Source organism: Parundibacterium terreum (assembly GCF_014636315.1).
GTDB classification, from domain to species: domain Bacteria; phylum Pseudomonadota; class Gammaproteobacteria; order Burkholderiales; family Burkholderiaceae_D; genus Undibacterium; species Undibacterium terreum.
On the sequence record NZ_BMED01000001.1, the window covers coordinates 1,197,314 to 1,213,242 of the forward strand.

17 protein-coding genes are annotated in these 15,929 nt (G+C 53.4%); 11 read left to right on the forward strand and 6 right to left on the reverse strand.

Annotated features, from left to right (window positions below; genetic code table 11):
* Positions 1 to 26: 26 nt before the first annotated feature.
* From IEW12_RS05600 to IEW12_RS05610, 3 genes are all read left to right on the forward strand, one after another.
* On the forward strand, positions 27 to 695 hold the full coding sequence (locus IEW12_RS05600; RefSeq protein WP_188564951.1) for a hypothetical protein: 669 nt from the start codon (positions 27 to 29) through the stop codon (positions 693 to 695).
* A gap of 823 nt (positions 696 to 1,518) precedes the next feature.
* On the forward strand, positions 1,519 to 1,905 hold the full coding sequence (locus IEW12_RS05605) for a hypothetical protein (protein ID WP_188564952.1): 387 nt from the start codon (positions 1,519 to 1,521) through the stop codon (positions 1,903 to 1,905).
* Positions 1,906 to 2,201: 296 nt separating this feature from the next.
* Positions 2,202 to 3,053, forward strand: a complete 852-nt coding sequence (locus tag IEW12_RS05610) for a hypothetical protein (RefSeq protein ID WP_188564953.1) — start codon at positions 2,202 to 2,204, stop codon at positions 3,051 to 3,053.
* A gap of 520 nt (positions 3,054 to 3,573) precedes the next feature.
* On the opposite strand, the gene IEW12_RS05615 is transcribed toward IEW12_RS05610, so the two are convergent.
* The 3 genes from IEW12_RS05615 to IEW12_RS05625 form a co-directional block, all read right to left on the reverse strand.
* Positions 3,574 to 3,822, reverse strand: a complete 249-nt coding sequence (locus IEW12_RS05615) for a DUF1059 domain-containing protein (protein WP_188564954.1) — start codon at positions 3,820 to 3,822, stop codon at positions 3,574 to 3,576.
* A gap of 283 nt (positions 3,823 to 4,105) precedes the next feature.
* A complete protein-coding gene (locus tag IEW12_RS05620; protein WP_188564955.1) occupies positions 4,106 to 4,534 on the reverse strand; it encodes a DUF1801 domain-containing protein in 429 nt (142 codons plus the stop codon).
* 153 nt (positions 4,535 to 4,687) lie between these two features.
* Positions 4,688 to 5,416, reverse strand: a complete 729-nt coding sequence (locus IEW12_RS05625) for a hypothetical protein (protein ID WP_188564956.1) — start codon at positions 5,414 to 5,416, stop codon at positions 4,688 to 4,690.
* Between the two features lie 343 nt (positions 5,417 to 5,759).
* Between IEW12_RS05625 and IEW12_RS05630 the strand changes: the two genes are divergently transcribed.
* The gene (locus IEW12_RS05630; protein WP_188564957.1) at positions 5,760 to 6,662 is read left to right on the forward strand and encodes a c-type cytochrome; all 903 of its coding nucleotides are present in this window, start codon (positions 5,760 to 5,762) and stop codon (positions 6,660 to 6,662) included.
* A gap of 30 nt (positions 6,663 to 6,692) precedes the next feature.
* Here the strand turns inward: IEW12_RS05630 and IEW12_RS05635 are convergent, their stop codons facing one another.
* Both IEW12_RS05635 and IEW12_RS05640 read right to left on the reverse strand, forming a co-directional pair.
* Positions 6,693 to 6,980, reverse strand: coding sequence for a hypothetical protein (locus IEW12_RS05635; protein ID WP_188564958.1), 288 nt, complete (start codon positions 6,978 to 6,980; stop codon positions 6,693 to 6,695).
* Positions 6,981 to 7,163: 183 nt separating this feature from the next.
* Positions 7,164 to 8,012, reverse strand: coding sequence for a substrate-binding periplasmic protein (locus IEW12_RS05640; RefSeq protein WP_188564959.1), 849 nt, complete (start codon positions 8,010 to 8,012; stop codon positions 7,164 to 7,166).
* A gap of 298 nt (positions 8,013 to 8,310) precedes the next feature.
* Between IEW12_RS05640 and IEW12_RS05645 the strand changes: the two genes are divergently transcribed.
* From IEW12_RS05645 to IEW12_RS05675, 7 genes are all read left to right on the forward strand, one after another.
* Complete coding sequence (locus IEW12_RS05645; RefSeq protein ID WP_188564960.1) at positions 8,311 to 9,036, forward strand: hypothetical protein; 726 nt, start codon at positions 8,311 to 8,313, stop codon at positions 9,034 to 9,036.
* Positions 9,037 to 9,237: 201 nt separating this feature from the next.
* On the forward strand, positions 9,238 to 9,837 hold the full coding sequence (locus IEW12_RS05650) for an EF-hand domain-containing protein (RefSeq protein ID WP_188564961.1): 600 nt from the start codon (positions 9,238 to 9,240) through the stop codon (positions 9,835 to 9,837).
* A gap of 345 nt (positions 9,838 to 10,182) precedes the next feature.
* Positions 10,183 to 11,070: an RNA polymerase sigma-70 factor gene (locus IEW12_RS05655; RefSeq protein ID WP_188564962.1), complete on the forward strand. Its 888-nt coding sequence runs from the start codon at positions 10,183 to 10,185 to the stop codon at positions 11,068 to 11,070.
* Between the two features lie 143 nt (positions 11,071 to 11,213).
* Positions 11,214 to 11,678 (forward strand): carboxymuconolactone decarboxylase family protein, encoded by a 465-nt coding sequence (locus IEW12_RS05660; protein WP_188564963.1) that lies wholly within the window; start codon positions 11,214 to 11,216, stop codon positions 11,676 to 11,678.
* A 118-nt stretch (positions 11,679 to 11,796) separates the two neighbouring features.
* Positions 11,797 to 12,408: a flavodoxin family protein gene (locus IEW12_RS05665; RefSeq protein ID WP_188564964.1), complete on the forward strand. Its 612-nt coding sequence runs from the start codon at positions 11,797 to 11,799 to the stop codon at positions 12,406 to 12,408.
* Between the two features lie 197 nt (positions 12,409 to 12,605).
* The gene (locus tag IEW12_RS05670; RefSeq protein ID WP_188564965.1) at positions 12,606 to 13,520 is read left to right on the forward strand and encodes a sigma factor-like helix-turn-helix DNA-binding protein; all 915 of its coding nucleotides are present in this window, start codon (positions 12,606 to 12,608) and stop codon (positions 13,518 to 13,520) included.
* A gap of 263 nt (positions 13,521 to 13,783) precedes the next feature.
* A complete protein-coding gene (locus IEW12_RS05675; RefSeq protein ID WP_188564966.1) occupies positions 13,784 to 14,449 on the forward strand; it encodes a PEP-CTERM sorting domain-containing protein in 666 nt (221 codons plus the stop codon).
* A gap of 95 nt (positions 14,450 to 14,544) precedes the next feature.
* Here IEW12_RS05675 and IEW12_RS05680 read toward each other — a convergent pair whose 3' ends face one another.
* Complete coding sequence (locus IEW12_RS05680; RefSeq protein ID WP_188564967.1) at positions 14,545 to 15,765, reverse strand: ABC transporter substrate-binding protein; 1,221 nt, start codon at positions 15,763 to 15,765, stop codon at positions 14,545 to 14,547.
* Positions 15,766 to 15,929 lie beyond the last annotated feature (164 nt).

A 15,929-nucleotide genomic window follows, 5' to 3' on the forward strand; every position in this document is an offset into this window, starting at 1 on the left:
CGGAAAGCTTGGCCAAGACCGATCACATGACCAAGCCGCTCGATCCGCAACAGTCGGTCGTCTACAAACAAAATCAAGGCGGAGGTGGCGCTGGCTTAGGCCTCTTGTTGGGGCCGATCGGGGTTGCGGCGAATATGAAAATGATCGAAACAAAAACCGACGAGGATGTTGCAAGGCTAAAAGGCAAACTCGGTTTTATCCCATCCGTTGCATTACAGCAGGCTGCAAGCGCTTCCGGGTTTTCATTGCAAAGCGTAGCGGGTACTCAAGATGTTCAGGTGACGCCCTACATCCTGGTCTCAAAAACAAATGAGACTACTGTGCACGTCTCGGCAATGATACTGGTCGAATCGCCCGGCCATCCTGCTAAGTGGAGCCGTAGTTATCGTTACCAGCTGGCAGGCAAATACAGTCTGGATGAACTCGCGACTGCCGACGCTGCCCGAAATGCCGCATTGCAGGAGCAAGCGACACAGGCTTACGGTGCATTACTGCGTCATATGAATGACGAGTCGGATGCCTCTATCTCCCAAGAAACGGCGATTACATTCTTATCACCCTACCTGACGCCCCGCTTTGAGTTTGAACAAAGAGGCTCATTAATTCGCGTCGATACCAACCGAGTATGGGTGCGCACGACCGTAGAGGTAGCTGCCGTTGCGCCTACCGACCTTAGCTATAAAGTGGTGAAGTGAATCAAGCGTTTGCTCAAGCTCACCTGAACGACGCTAATTAATATAACTAAGGTTGATAAGGCTCCTACGGGCCGCAAGCTATCGTTTTAATTTAAAGAGGTAAATATGCGGCCGCGTAGTATCACTCTCTACCTAGCAATGTTAATTTCGCCATATGCTGGCGCAACAGAGAGTGTGTGTGCTAAAGCTTCAGTAAAGGCAGAAAAAGAAAAGATACTCGTACCTGCCTACATGTCCGGACGAAAAGTGATTGGGAAAGGCGAGGCGTACTTTTACACGGCACCTGATGAGCAATGCCAAGTTAAAAATATTTTCATAATCCCGAATGATGTGGTGCAAGCTTACTCCGACGTCGAGAATTTTACATACGTCATATATTGGAATGTCAAAGGAAAGGATGTATCTGGTTGGATGTTGAGTTCTCGGTTAGTTGATACCGGCACTGGTATAGGTCCAAATTATGAACAAAAGTGATCTCATGGTGTTGGCGTCTAATGGCTAATAGCGAGGCCGCAAGGCGCATAAGGTAGGGCGTCAATAGCGCAACGTATTGCGCCGCATGTGTCGTCAAATTATTCGCGCATCCCTGTCGGTGCTTGTCATATCTATGTCACTTCTTGCTATAAAATCAGTCAACGCAGTATGTAGTGGAATATTTTCTCAACCGGTTAGACTAGTCATATTGCTGGCGGTGTGGTGCGTAGCGAGTCCACATGCTGCGCAATACGCCTGCGGCTATTGGCGCCCTACGGAATGCGACTTACGGCCTTTTTAACAAAGACTTATTGCTTTGTGAGTATACCGAATGGACAGAAACTATTGCATGAAGCTCCCGACACAAGTATGGAGCATTTTAAAAGATGAATTATCCCGAGATACCAAGGGTCGAAAACAGCGGCAGATAACAAAATGGAAGGAAATCGGTGGGATTATTCAGATTCGCCTTAAAAGCGGCCGTACAGTGTTCATAACAGTGGATGGCGAAGGTGTTGTGACCGGCGAAGCTGCGGATATAGGACACGATTATTGGATTTCGCCTTCTTTTATTATTGATGATATTGAATCATGGGGATATAAAGAATGGGTATGGGTGCCGACGTGGTTAAATCCGTTCAAAAAGATTAGTTGCTGGAAGGTAGTGGCGTGGGCAGACGAAAATTTATTGCTGTCGCACGAAGGCCGTAAGGCGCATAAGGTAGGGCGTCAATAGCGCAGCGTATTGCGCCGCATGTGTCGTCAAATTATTAGTACCTCCCTGCCGGTGCTTGTCATATCTATCTCACTTCTTGCTATAAAATCCGTCGACGCAATATGTAGCGACACAATTTTTTCAACCGGTTAGACTGATCATATTGCTGGGGATATAGTGCGTAGAGAGTCAACATGCGGCGCAATACGCCTGCGGCTATTGTCGCGCTACAGAGTCCGACTTACAGCCTTGGGTCATCTTGGTTACTGACAGCATAACGTGGCATCTTTTATTATGAAATTGCATCGATTTTTTATATGGATGATTCTCAAAGCAACGTGAACGAGGTAGCTGGAACGCAGTCCCCCGAAGGGATGTGTAAATTAACAAAGAAGTATGGGCACTTTGCAAGGTCGCATATTATACCGAGATCATTAACTCGCTTAACCAAAACGGGCGAACGAATGGTTGAGGTCGGTATCGATAAAGGAATTAAAAAGCGGTACGACAGTTGGTTTGATACATCTCTGGTTACGCAGGAGGGAGAAAAAATCCTCGAAGAGATCGACACTCCAGCAATTGAAATTTTGCGAAGGCATAAGATGCTATGGAGCTCATGGAATGGAGCAACAAAACTTGCCTCTGATGATCTTATTGGCAAAGCTGAAGATATTAATCTTCGCACAGTAATATTTGAAAATTCGAAGATATTACAGCTTTTCTTTCTTAGTCTGGTGTGGCGGGCTGCTGCATCAACCCGCCCTGAAATGCACGAGGTCAATCTAACTGAAGAAATATTAGAAGATATTCGTTTAAGAATACTAAATAAGGATATCGGGAATAGCCACGATTACCCCATTCATTTGCATCAAATCACAACTATCGGAGTAAAACACAACCGCACACCACTGTTGGAGACGGTCAATATATTGTTGGAAAATGGTAAGGAAGGTGATGAGCAGGTAGATCGAGTTCGACTATATTTTGATGGATTGGTGGCCCATGTTCACATTGCCAAAAACACACCACTGAATGATTCGTATGTGAAAATTTCGCTTGGCAATGGGCTAAATGATTCAAGCATAATAATTGGGCGACCTTTTTCGGATTCCAGAGCTAACGAAAACATAAAGACCGTGGCCAGAACTGTTTCCTCCAACCTTAGCTAAAATAAAGTAAAAAAGAGAAATAATAAACGAAAGAAATCATGAGGCCGCTTTGGGGCAGAACCCGCCTGTTACACAACACCCGCTTCAGCTTAAACTTGAACTACTAAAAATAATAGCCGTCACGGCCCCGCAAACAGGCTAGACACTTGTCTGCTCAATCTCGTCTCGCATTGCGGCTTGAAGCACATCGACACTGATATCTTTTAAGGCCGTAAGGTGCATAAGGTAGGGCGTCAATAGCGCAGCGTATTGCGCCGCATGTGTCATCAAATTATTCGTGCCTCCCTGCCGATGCTTGTGATATCTAAGTTACTTCTTGCTATAAAATCAGTCAACGCAATATGTAGCGGCACAATTTTTTTCAACCGGTTGGACTGATCATATTGCTGGCAGTGTGGTGCGTAGAGAGTCAACATGCGGCGCAATACGCTGCCTGCGGCTATTGCCGCCCTACGGAGTGCTACTTACGGCCTTACCGTGCTGGCGTTCTTGTTTGCGGGCGCCCGGTCCCAAACGACGATCAATGCGGACGTATTTCCGGACCTCGCGCCTCTGCACCGGCATCCGGCATATAAGTTTCGGACGGCGTCCCGTCCCTTATTATTTGCCGCAACCCCTGGCGCAGTTCCGGGCCATCGGTATGATGATGCACAGCAACGGCATGCTGTACTGCCACTTCGATCAGCTCGGCCTCGCTATCCGCCGCAATTGTGACCGTGCAATGCATCTCACTAGGAAATTCGCGGCAATCTATGTATTTTCGAGTCATAACACCACCTCTTTCACGCAAATAACAAACCGGCCTCAGCGACCTGAGCGGGCCTCCACTCCAGCCGCGCTTAATTTACTATAGTAAGGATTTGCCACGACGGACATCTTTATTCACGCGCCGATCTTGTCGGCTTTCCGATTGGACAAAAAAGCTGAATTGAGTGACTGCTATCGGGAAATCTGTGGGACCGCAATAGGGCGGAACCCGCCTGTCACCGACACATGCTGTCAGCTTAATTTGAACTACTACAAATAATAGCCGCCGCAGCTGCACTAACAGGCTAGATGCTTGTCTGCGTAATCCCATCACGCATTGCGGCTTGAAGTACATCGACATTGATATCTTTTAGCGCCTTGAACTTGATGCAGTAGCCCGTGACGCTTGCCTTGCCCAGTTCTTTTTTATAGGTCTCGGCCAAATATTTTTTGTCTTCTATGCCGAAGATGTAGACAGAGATTCCGCTTGTGTTTGCGCTGATCCCGATTTGATAAAATTCTCTGGTTTTTCCACCGGCATATTTCAAGGTCTGGGATCCATATCCTATGTTGGGGTTGGAAACCGTTCTGCCTGTCTCGTCTTTGCCATCCAGGAACCATAGTTTAGTTGCCGGCATCAACTCCAGAATGATGCGGTGCAGCTCGTGCATGTCGCTACGCTTTGGTTCCGCCTGAGTGGCGATATACTCTTTGATTTGTTCGCGCACGTTCATATCCAAATCCTTTGCCGCGTTATCTGCGTCAAGAGTCCCGCTATCAATTTGGCAGACGGCATCTGCTGGCTTGTTACCTCAGCAGTTGGCGACCGGGCTTGGACTTAATCCAAGCCTGTTACTCTGGCTGTTTGCAGCCGGTCTCTCCGCCCATCAATTCTCAGCGGATACCGTCTTGATGACCTGCCCCTTTTCATCCATCATGCGGATCTCTGCCTTGCCTGCTGCAGTGACTAGCAACAGCATGCGTGTCCGCCCTTTTTCATCTTTCAGGCTGAGCGCCGATCCTTTGTCTGCGGTTGTTCCCAGGTTGATCCTGTTTTCCGGCAGGCGCCCTTCCTCGGAGCGGCGCGCCCAATAAGCATTCTGCTCATCGCGGGATAATTTCTCTGCCTCTTGCTTGAAGCGGTTGACGTCTTCCATCGACGTCACTTTATAGCTTGGGACGTCATTAATTTGAATCGAAGAAAACGCGCGATTTTCATCGCTGTTGTGCACAAGTTGCAGAGCCTGGTCTTGCCGGTAGCGATCAAATGTCAGCGACAAGCCTGCCCGGATTTTTCCATCCGGCGTTTGGCTGCCATTCTGGATAAAGCCGCCATTTTCATTTCCCTCTTCATCCAAAAATATCATACCGGCAAAGGAGCGCCTGTCGGGGCGGGGATTTTCTTTTCCCTGCTCAAAATCACCGGGGAACTGCGCGCGATTGGAGATGATCAGGCGCTTGCTGCCGTCTGGCTCGACGACGTTAATCCTGCCGACGGTTATTTCATCAAACTGCGCATTCTTGGGCGATATCTTGGCGCCGGATAAAACAAACACGGCAGTCAGGGCGGCAAGCGTGGTCGTGCAGCCTGCGAGAAACGTACTGGTTTTAGACATGGCTTCCTTTAAGCGTGGTAACGAAGTTTTCAGTGATGTGAAGTTTGCCGGCAAGGGCCAGGACAGGCAGGTTCTTCTCGCATGGCCTGTCTCAAAGAATTGCCAAAACAACCAGATATCAATTTATCATGAATATTGATATTTGACACTGTTTTGCACCCAGGATTGCCGCGCGACATGAAGCGCATGCGGCAATAGATGGAATTAATTGCCCCCGGAAAATCAATGTCTCATTTATGCAGGCTGCTGACCAAAAAAGGACGAAGTGCCTTTTAGATAAGCAGTGCCGGATGCTAAATTAAACGCACAAAAATGAGATCTGCTCGCTAAGAGGGGAAACGAGATGAAGAAATGGCTCAAATGGGGCGGCATTGTTGTGCTCGCTTTGATTGTATTGCTGGCTGCAGCGGTGTTCATTGGCAAGCAATTGGGTGAGCGCAAAATGCAGCGCAAGATAGAAGCGCCGGTGGCCTTTGTCACACTGAGTGCCGATGCCGCTACGCTGGAGCTGGGGCGCTACCTGTTCAATTCGCGCGGATGCGCAGAGTGCCATGGCGCTACAGGCGGCGGGCATGATGTGATCAAGACGGAGCACATGCTGGTGAGCGCGCCCAATATCACCCCGGGCGACGGCAGCGCGGTGCGCAACTACAAACCGGAAGACTGGGTGCGGGCGATACGCCACGGCGTCAAGCCGGACGGCAGGCCCATCATGGTCATGCCCAGTGAAGACTACAACAGGCTGAATGATGGCGACGTGGCCGCAATCATCTCGTATGCCAAACAACTGCCGCCGGCAAGCGGCCATCCTGCGGTGGTGCAATTACCGCTGCCGGTGACGGTGCTGTACGGCGTAGGTGCAATCAAGGATGCGGCAGAAAAGATAGACCATACGCTGCCGCCTTCGCTGCCGGTGCCGATTGCCGTTACTACCCAATACGGCGCCTACGTTGCCAATACCTGCCTGGGCTGCCATGGCGCGCACCTGAGCGGCGGCAAAATCCCCGGTGCGCCGCCGGAGTGGCCAGCAGCGGCCAATCTGACACCGGGCAAAGGCAGCGTGCTGCCGGCCTACGCGACGGCGCAAGCCTTTGCAGCGATGTTCCGCAGCGGCTTGCGCCCGGACGGCAGCAAGGTCAGTGCCGTGATGCCCTTCCAGTCATTGCGGGAGATGAACGACACCGATATCCATGCGCTGTATGCCTACCTGAAAACGGTGACGCCGCGCGATGCGGGCCAGCGCTGAAGACTTGAAACTTAAGACTTGATTGAAACCTCAGGCGTTTGCCAGCGCTGCATAGCGCGCTTCATTCTCCGCCCTTTGCATATTGGCTGCCGCCAGTTGCAGTTCGCGCCAGAATGCGGGCGGTGCATTGCAGAGGCTGCCCAGTGCTTCGGCTTCTTCCAGTGCAAGCCCCAGCTCATTGTGGTCCAGGTATTCGTTGAACTGCGCGTGGGCTTTTTCAGCTTCAGGCGAGTTCAGGCGTTGCGGAAGCTGCAGCCGGGCGGAGGCCAGATAGCCTATGCTGATTGCCCAGGATGCTTGTAATTTTTCAGATGGCATGATGATTGGCGATGGTGACTTATAGTGACTAAGGGTGATGAAATTTGTGAAAATAAATTTTGTCTTTAAGAAGCTATTGCGAAATTAGGCTGGCTAGGCGCGACGACGAAGCAGGGGGACGCCGAGTCTACGAGTAGTACGGCGAGGAGGAGCAACAACGCCAGCGTAATTTCGCAATAGCTTCTAAGGTAGATACGGCAGATTGCCCGCGTGTTTTTTCCATATCGCTGCGGCTTCGCCGGATTTGATCAGCGCTGCCAGTGCTTCGTTAAATTGCGGCAGCAGCTTTGATGCGCGGCCGTTCCTGGCCGTCATCAGGTATTTGGAAGGCGCTTTGGCGCCGGGTACCGGTGCGTGGCGGATGGCGGGATCGGACAGATAATCGATGCCGGTCATCTTATAGGCGGAAACAACTTCCAGCTCCTCCACAAAATAGTCGCAGCGTTTGGCGTTGAGTTTCCTGATCAGCGAATCGTAGCCGTTGCCCAGGTCCAGATCGTCCGCCCGCAAGCCATAATGCGCGTAGCTGGCACCGGTGACGCCGCAGCCGTGATACTTTTTGAGGTCGGCCACATTATCAATCTGCAGCGCATCGGTCGCGCGGAAAAACACTTGCGGCGTCAGCGTATTGTAGTGGATGGAATAATCAAAGCGGCGGGCACGGTCAGCATCGTAATAGCCGCCCATTGAAAAATCGATGCGTCCGCTTTCGACTGTCATCAGGCAGCGCTTCCAGGGCATATCGCCTTCAAACTCAACGGTCTTGCCTAGCATTGCAAACGCCGCCTGCACCAGTTCTACAGAAGTGCCGACCAGCGCGCGGGTCTTCTTGCCCTCAGCATCGCGCTTCCAGTAAGCCCAGGGCGGCGGCTCTGCATCGACGCAGATGCTGACGGTTTGGGTTTGCATGGGTGTGGACGTGAGCGCTGCGGCCGGTGAAGCTGCGGACAAATCCGCCGCATGCGCTGCCGGCAATATCATCAGTGTGAAGCGCAACCAGCAAAGAAAACCCAGAACTTTGACTATACGCATTACGGCCCTTACCTAAACATCCTCCACGTCCCTAGCGTGACTGCACGCAATATACCGCAGCACAGGCATGGATCCAGTCTAATTCAAATATTGCCTTATCGCAATAGATGCCTTCTGCTCGCCCCCCTACTCTCTCTAGTACAGCTTCGCACCCAGAGCAAATACAACACCTGCTATCACTTGCAACAGGTATTCAGTATCATGCAAATGATAGAAAAATAACAAATAGTAAAGCTGAGCCAGCCAGCGCTACCAAAAACAGAAGCTGAAATTTTCCTGACTTGCAGAGGGGATAAACATGACTGATTCTGCGGTACCACCCGGCGAGGATCATCGCCTGCCAGACAGCAAGGAAATTGAAAAGCCCCGACTTTCCGATGACCCCAGACTGATACCGGGCATCATCTGCCTGGTCATCGCCATCCTGCTCACCGTGTACTTCTGGATGCAGTATCTGCAGCATGATCTGGCACTGGAAAAGATGCGCATGGACATGGAGCGCTTCAAGCTGGAACAACAAACCGAGCTGGCACGCATCACCGCCGGTGCGGCCAGGCCGGGCGAAGTCTTGCGCAGCCTGCCCGCACCCACTATTGATGCCAGCGGCAGCCTTTACCTGCTGCTGGATGCACTGGAAAAAAGCAAGGCAGCGCAATCCCAGGGTAAAGGCGCATCGGAAAAGAGCAAGCTATCACTGGACTGGCTTCCCGGCCTGATTGACAATTTTGTTGCAGCCGGCAAAATCACCGCCAGCGAAGCAAAAAGCATCAAGGATGAACTGATCAAGGCCGGCAGTACCATCACCGTGGAAGCCGCCAAGGCGCTGATACAGAAATACATACGCCCACCCGAGGATGACAAGAAACAGGCCACGCAATTTCGCACCAGCGAGATAGGCTCCGGCGTGCAGGTGAATGTGTATTGCGGCACGCAGCCAGCGCCGCCCACTATCATCAGGAGCAATCCTGTACCTCCCAAGAAGCCCTGCGAGGGCAACCAGCCTCCCGCCAAATCAACGAATTGAAGGTAATTTCACCTTTTATTCTGCGCTTTGATCCCTGGCCGCAAAGCGGATTTCGGCGCTAATATATTGCCGTTTCTGTATGGCAATGCATGCAAGCTGTGCATCCCTACAAAACATCCACCGGCAGCGAGGCGGGCGCGGGCGCTTTTCAGCACTGCACGCAGAGATGCCTCATTACACTTAACGAATGAAGGAGCCGACATGACTTCGATAGCATCCCTGCCTCCCAACTATGCATCACTGCTGGCTAACGCCTTGAGCAGCGCCGGCACCACACAAAAAAAGCATGCCGCCAATACTGATTCAGCTACGGCAGGCGCAGGAACTGCGGTGGCGCAAGCGCAGGCGCAATCGGTGCTGGATGCCCAAAAGGATGCGGAAGCCGCGGCGCAAAATCCCGGGTTCCAGGGCATCACCGCCGAGGGCATCGAGGTCAAGATGGTTTCTTTTGCCGGGCTGTACAAGGACAAGATGATGTCTGTCGTGGATACCGACGGCGACAAGAGTATTTCCTCCGCAGAGCTGTTTAGCCAAGTGCAGGCAGGCGGCGGCAGCCAGGCGCAATCGGATGCGCTGTATAAGGCGATGGATATGGATGGCGACGGCAAGGTCTCTGCAAAAGAGTTTGAGGACAGCATCCCCAATCCGTATGCCACGCCGGGATTTTCCAAACAGATAGACGGCCTGATCGCTGCCATCCATGCAGGCAAGGAAGACCATGCCACGCTGATGGCCCTTCTTAAGCCTGAAGTCAATCCAGCCGAGGTGCTGGGCAAGCTTGCCAGCGATTTCCCGGCGTAAGCGCTGGCGGCGGCGCCCGCATGTAAGGTTGCAAATAAGCTTACAAGCAAGGCTGCAAACAAGGCTGCCTGCCGGTCCTTTACTCCAAAACTGCAGGCATTCCTTCCTCCCGGGATGCCTGCATAGTCACGGCAACATCTTGCCCCCTGCCATCACTATTCTCGCTTGTTGATGAAAAGCCTATACTGAAGGCTCATGGCAGCTGGAAATGCCCATGAAACAAGCTCTTTCCCCTTTAGAAAAGAGTATGTGGCAGAAATATTTCATTACTTTCATTCCAACCTGTCACAAACAGATGCCGTCCCGCGTCTAAGCCTATGTTATGAATTTTGTTGGTAAGCATCCATGAGCAAGCAAGTCGATAACAGCGCTTCGGACACCTTCGCGGCATTGCGTCCGCGCTTATTCTCCATCGCCTACCGCATGACGGGCACCCGTTCCGATGCGGAAGACGTGGTGCAGGATGCGTGGATACGCTGGCATGAAGCAGAGCGCACCGGCTTGCAGTCGGAAGAAGCATGGCTGGTGACAGTCACCAGCCGCCTGGCGCTGGACCGTCTGCGCACCCGCAAGGCTGAGCGCGAATCCTATGTAGGCTGGTGGCTGCCGGAACCCCTGGTGGAATTGAACGAGCAAACGCCGGAAACCGTTGCCGAGCTGGCCAGCGATGTGTCGGTGGCCTTTTTGTGGGTACTGGAGCGCCTGGCCCCGGAAGAGCGCGCCGCCTTTCTGCTGCGGCAAGTGTTTGATGAAGACTATAGCGATATCGCCAGCATCCTCGGCAAATCGGAAGCCAGCTGCCGGCAAATGGTGCATCGTTCGCAAGAGCGCGTGCAGCAGGAGCGCCCCCGCTTTGAAGTATCGAAAGAAGCGCACCGCAAGCTGCTAACCCAGTTCATGCAGGCAGCCAGCAACGGCGACCGCAGCGCGATGAAGGCGCTGCTAGCAGCCGATGTAGAGATCGTGGCGGACGGCGGCGGCAAGGTCAATTCCTTCTTGCGCATATTGCACGGCGCAGGCCGCATTGCCGGCATCTACTGGTCGCTGGAGCACCAGTTCCCCAACCTGGTGACTTACAGGATGGCGACCGTCAATGGCGAACCCGGCCTGCTGCGTTATGTGGATGGCAAACTGGAATCGGCCCAGGCTTTTGTCATTGAAGACAATGCCATCAAATCCATCTACATCATCCGCAACCCGGACAAGCTCGTCAGCGTGCCGGCGATTGCATGAGGGCATAGGTGTACGCTGAAAAAATAATTTTTCGCTTTTTTTAAAAATAAATCGCCGCATCTGTCACAAAATCCTTGAGCAACCCGTCTTATGAGTATGGAAGGCACACAGGGTGCCTTTCCAAACTCACCGAAAGGCGCATCATGTCGCATACTGCTCGCATCCCCCTCTTCCAACTCGCCCCTGCCAATCTGAAGGCGATGATCAATCTGTCCGGTTCCGTCAAGCAAAGTTCTCTGGGCCCACGCCTGATTGAACTGATCAACCTGCGTGTGTCCCAGGTCAACGGCTGCGGTGTCTGCGTCGACATGCACTGGCGCGACCTGATCAAGCAAGGCGCAGAACCACGCCACGTGAATGCTATCGCCGGCTGGCGCGAAGCACCGTTCTTCAGCGCACGCGAACGCGCCGCACTGGGCTGGGCCGAAGCCGTCAATGCGCTACCGCACCGCGATGACACCGATGCTGCCTACGAAGAACTTCGCCAGCATTTCAGCGAAAATGAAATCGCAGAAATCGGCTATGCCATCGCCGTCATCAAGGGCTGGAACTCGCTCAACCTAAGCCTGCGCAACCAGATCCCGGAAGTACCGGCACCAGGCTTCTAAACCGCGCCACTGATTGCTTCCAAGCCGGTGCTGTGCTCATTAGCGCAACACCGGCCCTGACCGCCGTTCAATCCCGCTTTGTGTTTTGCCGGTCTCCCTTCATTCAATAAGGAAATGTATGTTTGCTTCTACCTCCATATCTATCGCCGTCGTCTATCACAGCGGCTACGGGCACACCGCCAAGCATGCCGAAGCCGTGGCCGCAGGCGCGATGACCGGCGGTGCCGAAACGATGATGATCAGCGTGGACGATATCGATCAGCACTGGGATGACCTGAACAACGCAGACGCCATCATTTTCGGCTGCCCAACTTATATGGGCAGCGCATCCGGCAAATTCAAAAGCTTCATGGACGCCAGCTCCAGCCATGTGTTCCGCGAATATAAATGGAAAGACAAGATCGCCGCCGGTTTTACCAATGCGGCATCGCGCTCGGGAGACAAGCTGGTCACCCTGCAGCAGCTCACGATATTCGCCGCGCAGCACGGCATGCACTGGGTGAACCTCGGCCTGCCGCCCGGACACAACAACTCCACCAGCACCGAAGACTCGCTCAACCGGCACGGATTTTTCCTTGGTGCTGCGGCCCAATCGGATGCGGATCTATCTGCCGATGATGCAGCCACCTCCGCCGACCTGAAAACCTCCGCCCACCTCGGCGCGCGCGTGGCAGCAGTTGCCCGTGAAATGGCCGCCGGTCGTGCCGCACTGGCGCAGAAGCGGGCATAAAACAGGAATGTAGGGTGTGTTAGCGCAGCGTAACGCACCGGATGATCCACTGGGTGTTGAATCAATTGCCATCGCTAACAATGACCTCGTGGACTAATAACGATACGGGATCGCGATGAATTCGGTGCGTTACGCTGCGCTAACACACCCTACAGTTTAGCCTTTGATCTCGGCCCCGGACTTTTCTGAAAGGCTGTATGAATGCTCCCACCGACGCCGGTTTAGCGCAGATGTTTGATGCCATACAGCCCCGCCTGTTTGCTATCGCTTTTCAGATACTGGGCAATCGCTACGAAGCAGACTGCGTGCTGCAGCATGCGCTGGCCTGGTGGATAGCGGAAAGCCGCAGCCATCTGCAATCTGGCAATGCGCCAGAGACTTCGCGCCTGATTGCAGCGACGGCAAGGCTTGCCGTAGACAGGCTAAAAACGCCAGCGCCGGACTCTCCCATTTACCTGGGCTGGCGGCTGCCGCTAAAGTTGGTGGAAATAGTCGCTCCGGAAGAGCTTGCCACGCAAGATGCGGCTGCACTGGCAGATGATCTGCAGCGGACTTTGCTGTCGGCACTGCAGCACATCAGCCCTGCAGAACAGGCGGCATTCATCCTGCGCCATGTGTTCGGCCAGGACTACCGCCACGTCGCCTCCGCGCTAGGCCAGCCGCTGGCAGCCTGCCGCCAGATGGTGCTGCGCTCCCAGTTGCAAGTGCAGCGGCAGCGCACCGGCCTCCTGGCACAGTTGGACAAGCAACGAGATAGGCAGCTGGACAGGTCCGATCAGGATACCTATCCACACGCCAACCGCGCGCCGGTACTGGCATTCATGCGCGCCAGCGCGGATGCGGATGACGCCGCACTGCGCCAACTGGCATCGAAAGAAGTGGTGATCTTCAGTGAAGGCGGATCAGGCGCAACGCCATACCCGCTGAGCTACCCAGCGTCAAGCCAGCGCCACTATCTGCCATGCCGCATCAGCGGCGAGCCGGGATTGCTTTTATACCTGGACAGAAAATTCAATTCGGCACAATCCTTCATTATTGATGAAGGCTGCATCATCGCGATATTTTTGATGCACGACATAGACAAGCTGGCCGGCGTGCCGCGTTCGCTTTGATTTCGAACTTGCAACCTCTTACAAAAAATTAGCATATCCGCAAGATATGCATAATGGCAACGGAGCCAATCTCCCATTGCATTTCATGCAAACAAAATGCTTTATCTATTGTCGAAAAAGCTGACATCTCTTCGCAAAAAATAGTCTTAATAACTTTAAGTAATTGATTTCATGAAGCAATCATCCATTAGCACGATTTATGCTTGATTACCCTGCGCATCGCCGACCATACACGATGCGCCCCATCACCATGGAGAATAAAAATGAAAGCGATATCAGGGAAGAAATACTTATGCGCACTGGCGCTATGCGCCGGCATCGCACCAGCGATGGCCGACGTGATATACAGCCAGGATTTTGAGGGGGGCACGCCAGACTGGACCTTCGACAGCTTTTGGCATGTAACGGCAAATGCCCCGGCGAGCGGCAAGGGGGCACTGGGTTATGTGCATGACGAGACTGCCAGCGCTACTCCGGACGGAAGCTATGCCGGGACTAACGGATCGCAATTCAATGCTTTCTCCGGTGTCATAGCTTTGACCAATTCCAATCACTTGCTGTTTGATGCACGCGTAGATGATGAAATCGGAGACGCGCCCGACTCATTCGATCGCTTGTCCATCGGTATTTCTCTGGACGGCATTAATTTTGGGACAGTGGTGGCCTCTTCCAACCCCGGAAATGGCGGCGTGAATATCACTGAAAACGACGGCTATCATTCCTACGACGTGGACTTGTCAGCGTTCGCCAATCAAAACATCTATCTGTCCTTTGGCTTTGCCACCTTCGACGGCGTAGACGATGCGCATCCGGGACCGCGTATCGACAATATCCTCATCACCGGCGCTGCAGTCCCTGAACCCTCATCCATCGCCTTGCTGGGGCTGGGTTTGACAGCTATGTGGAGAAGGCGCTCAAGGAAAGCCTGATGTCAGGATAGAGCAGCGCCGGAGCAGCTATCAAGCAAACCGGCGCAGCTCTGACCTGATGGCCTGCATTGTTTTTTCAGGTCGACATTTTGCAGCTACTGCCCCTTCTTCATCCGCGCAATCGATCCCCTGCTCGCATCTTCCTTGTACGCATAGATCACCTTGCCGTTATGGATTTCGCCCATCACGATCATGTTCAGGTCTATGGCTTCGTGGTCGGTGGGGGTGAAGGGGCGGTCGTAGCGGGAGACTACGGTGGAGGCGGTGCGCAGCTTCAGGTTTTCCAGCGCTTCCTGGATCTTGGGACCTTCGGTGGAGTTGGCCTGGAACATGGCCAGTGCCAGCAGGCGCAATGCATCATAGGTCTGGCCGGCAGCGACGGCGGACGGAATGCCATTGACCTTGTTGATCTTGCGGTAGGCTAGCGAGAACTGGTTGCTGACCGAGCTGAGCTCATTCTCGATGAAAGTGACCGACATCCTTGCACCCTCGGCACCTAAGCCGGATTTATCAATGAAGGCTTGCTGCGACAAAGTCCAGGGACCTGCCAGCGGCAGTTTCAGCTTCATCTTTTCTGCGCTCCTGACCACGCTGGCGGCGTCCGGCCCCAGGCAATACATGACGATGGCTTGCGCACCGCTGTCCTTGGCATGCTGTAGCTGGGTGCTCATATCTTGCTCGCCGACCTTGAAACTTTCCACCACTACCGGCTTCAGCTTGCGGCGCTCCAGCTCGGCCAGCATGCTTTGCTTGCCAAACTGGCCGTAGGGGCTTTCATCATGCAGCAGCGCGATCTTGTCTATCTTGCGGCGGTCGATCACGTCATTCAGAATCACAATGGGTTGCAGGGCATCGCTGGCGGAGGTGCGGAACACATAGCTGGCCGGGTAAGCCGGCGGCATGAAGGTCTTGGTGATGCTGGCGCCGGTAGCGCCGGAGACTATCAGCGGTATCTTGGCTTCCTGGAAAATCTTCGCCGCCGGCAGTGCCACGCCGGTATTGCCGAAGCCGACCACGGCTACCACATGGTCTTTCTCCACCATCTCTTTGGCGATGGCAGCGCCTATGTCGGGCTTGGCCTGGTCATCACGCTCCACCAACTCTATCTGCCGCCCCATGATGCCGCCTATCTGGTTGATATCCGCCAGAAACACGCGCGCACCGCCCATGATGCTCTGCCCCATGTCTTCCGAGGATTTGCCGGTGACCGGCCCGATCACCCCTATCTTGATGGTGGGCTGCTGGGCGGAAGCGAAGGCGCTGAAACCGAGTGCTGCCGCCAGGAAAAGTAAACGGAAAGGTCCATGCTGATGCATTGTGTTGTCTCCAAAAGAGGTATTTTTATTTTATTTCCTCATGGCAATATACCTGAGCTTGATGACAGCTTGCGATTTTTGATGCGCATGAACCAAAAACACGACAGATTGTCTCAAGGCCGGAAAGACGCCCTGCCGGGCATCTTCATCCATGCTACATTGTT

Bases quoted from the DNA above. Each gene is read 5' to 3' on its own strand.
- IEW12_RS05600 (WP_188564951.1), top strand. From the start codon at position 27: ATGACCAAGCCGCTCGATCCGCAACAGTCGGTCGTCTACAAACAAAAT.
- IEW12_RS05605 (WP_188564952.1), top strand. From the start codon at position 1,519: ATGAAGCTCCCGACACAAGTATGGAGCATTTTAAAAGATGAATTATCC.
- IEW12_RS05610 (WP_188564953.1), top strand. From the start codon at position 2,202: ATGGATGATTCTCAAAGCAACGTGAACGAGGTAGCTGGAACGCAGTCC.
- IEW12_RS05615 (WP_188564954.1), bottom strand. From the start codon at position 3,822: ATGACTCGAAAATACATAGATTGCCGCGAATTTCCTAGTGAGATGCAT.
- IEW12_RS05620 (WP_188564955.1), bottom strand. From the start codon at position 4,534: ATGAACGTGCGCGAACAAATCAAAGAGTATATCGCCACTCAGGCGGAA.
- IEW12_RS05625 (WP_188564956.1), bottom strand. From the start codon at position 5,416: ATGTCTAAAACCAGTACGTTTCTCGCAGGCTGCACGACCACGCTTGCC.
- IEW12_RS05630 (WP_188564957.1), top strand. From the start codon at position 5,760: ATGAAGAAATGGCTCAAATGGGGCGGCATTGTTGTGCTCGCTTTGATT.
- IEW12_RS05635 (WP_188564958.1), bottom strand. From the start codon at position 6,980: ATGCCATCTGAAAAATTACAAGCATCCTGGGCAATCAGCATAGGCTAT.
- IEW12_RS05640 (WP_188564959.1), bottom strand. From the start codon at position 8,012: ATGCGTATAGTCAAAGTTCTGGGTTTTCTTTGCTGGTTGCGCTTCACA.
- IEW12_RS05645 (WP_188564960.1), top strand. From the start codon at position 8,311: ATGACTGATTCTGCGGTACCACCCGGCGAGGATCATCGCCTGCCAGAC.
- IEW12_RS05650 (WP_188564961.1), top strand. From the start codon at position 9,238: ATGACTTCGATAGCATCCCTGCCTCCCAACTATGCATCACTGCTGGCT.
- IEW12_RS05655 (WP_188564962.1), top strand. From the start codon at position 10,183: ATGAGCAAGCAAGTCGATAACAGCGCTTCGGACACCTTCGCGGCATTG.
- IEW12_RS05660 (WP_188564963.1), top strand. From the start codon at position 11,214: ATGTCGCATACTGCTCGCATCCCCCTCTTCCAACTCGCCCCTGCCAAT.
- IEW12_RS05665 (WP_188564964.1), top strand. From the start codon at position 11,797: ATGTTTGCTTCTACCTCCATATCTATCGCCGTCGTCTATCACAGCGGC.
- IEW12_RS05670 (WP_188564965.1), top strand. From the start codon at position 12,606: ATGAATGCTCCCACCGACGCCGGTTTAGCGCAGATGTTTGATGCCATA.
- IEW12_RS05675 (WP_188564966.1), top strand. From the start codon at position 13,784: ATGAAAGCGATATCAGGGAAGAAATACTTATGCGCACTGGCGCTATGC.
- IEW12_RS05680 (WP_188564967.1), bottom strand. From the start codon at position 15,765: ATGCATCAGCATGGACCTTTCCGTTTACTTTTCCTGGCGGCAGCACTC.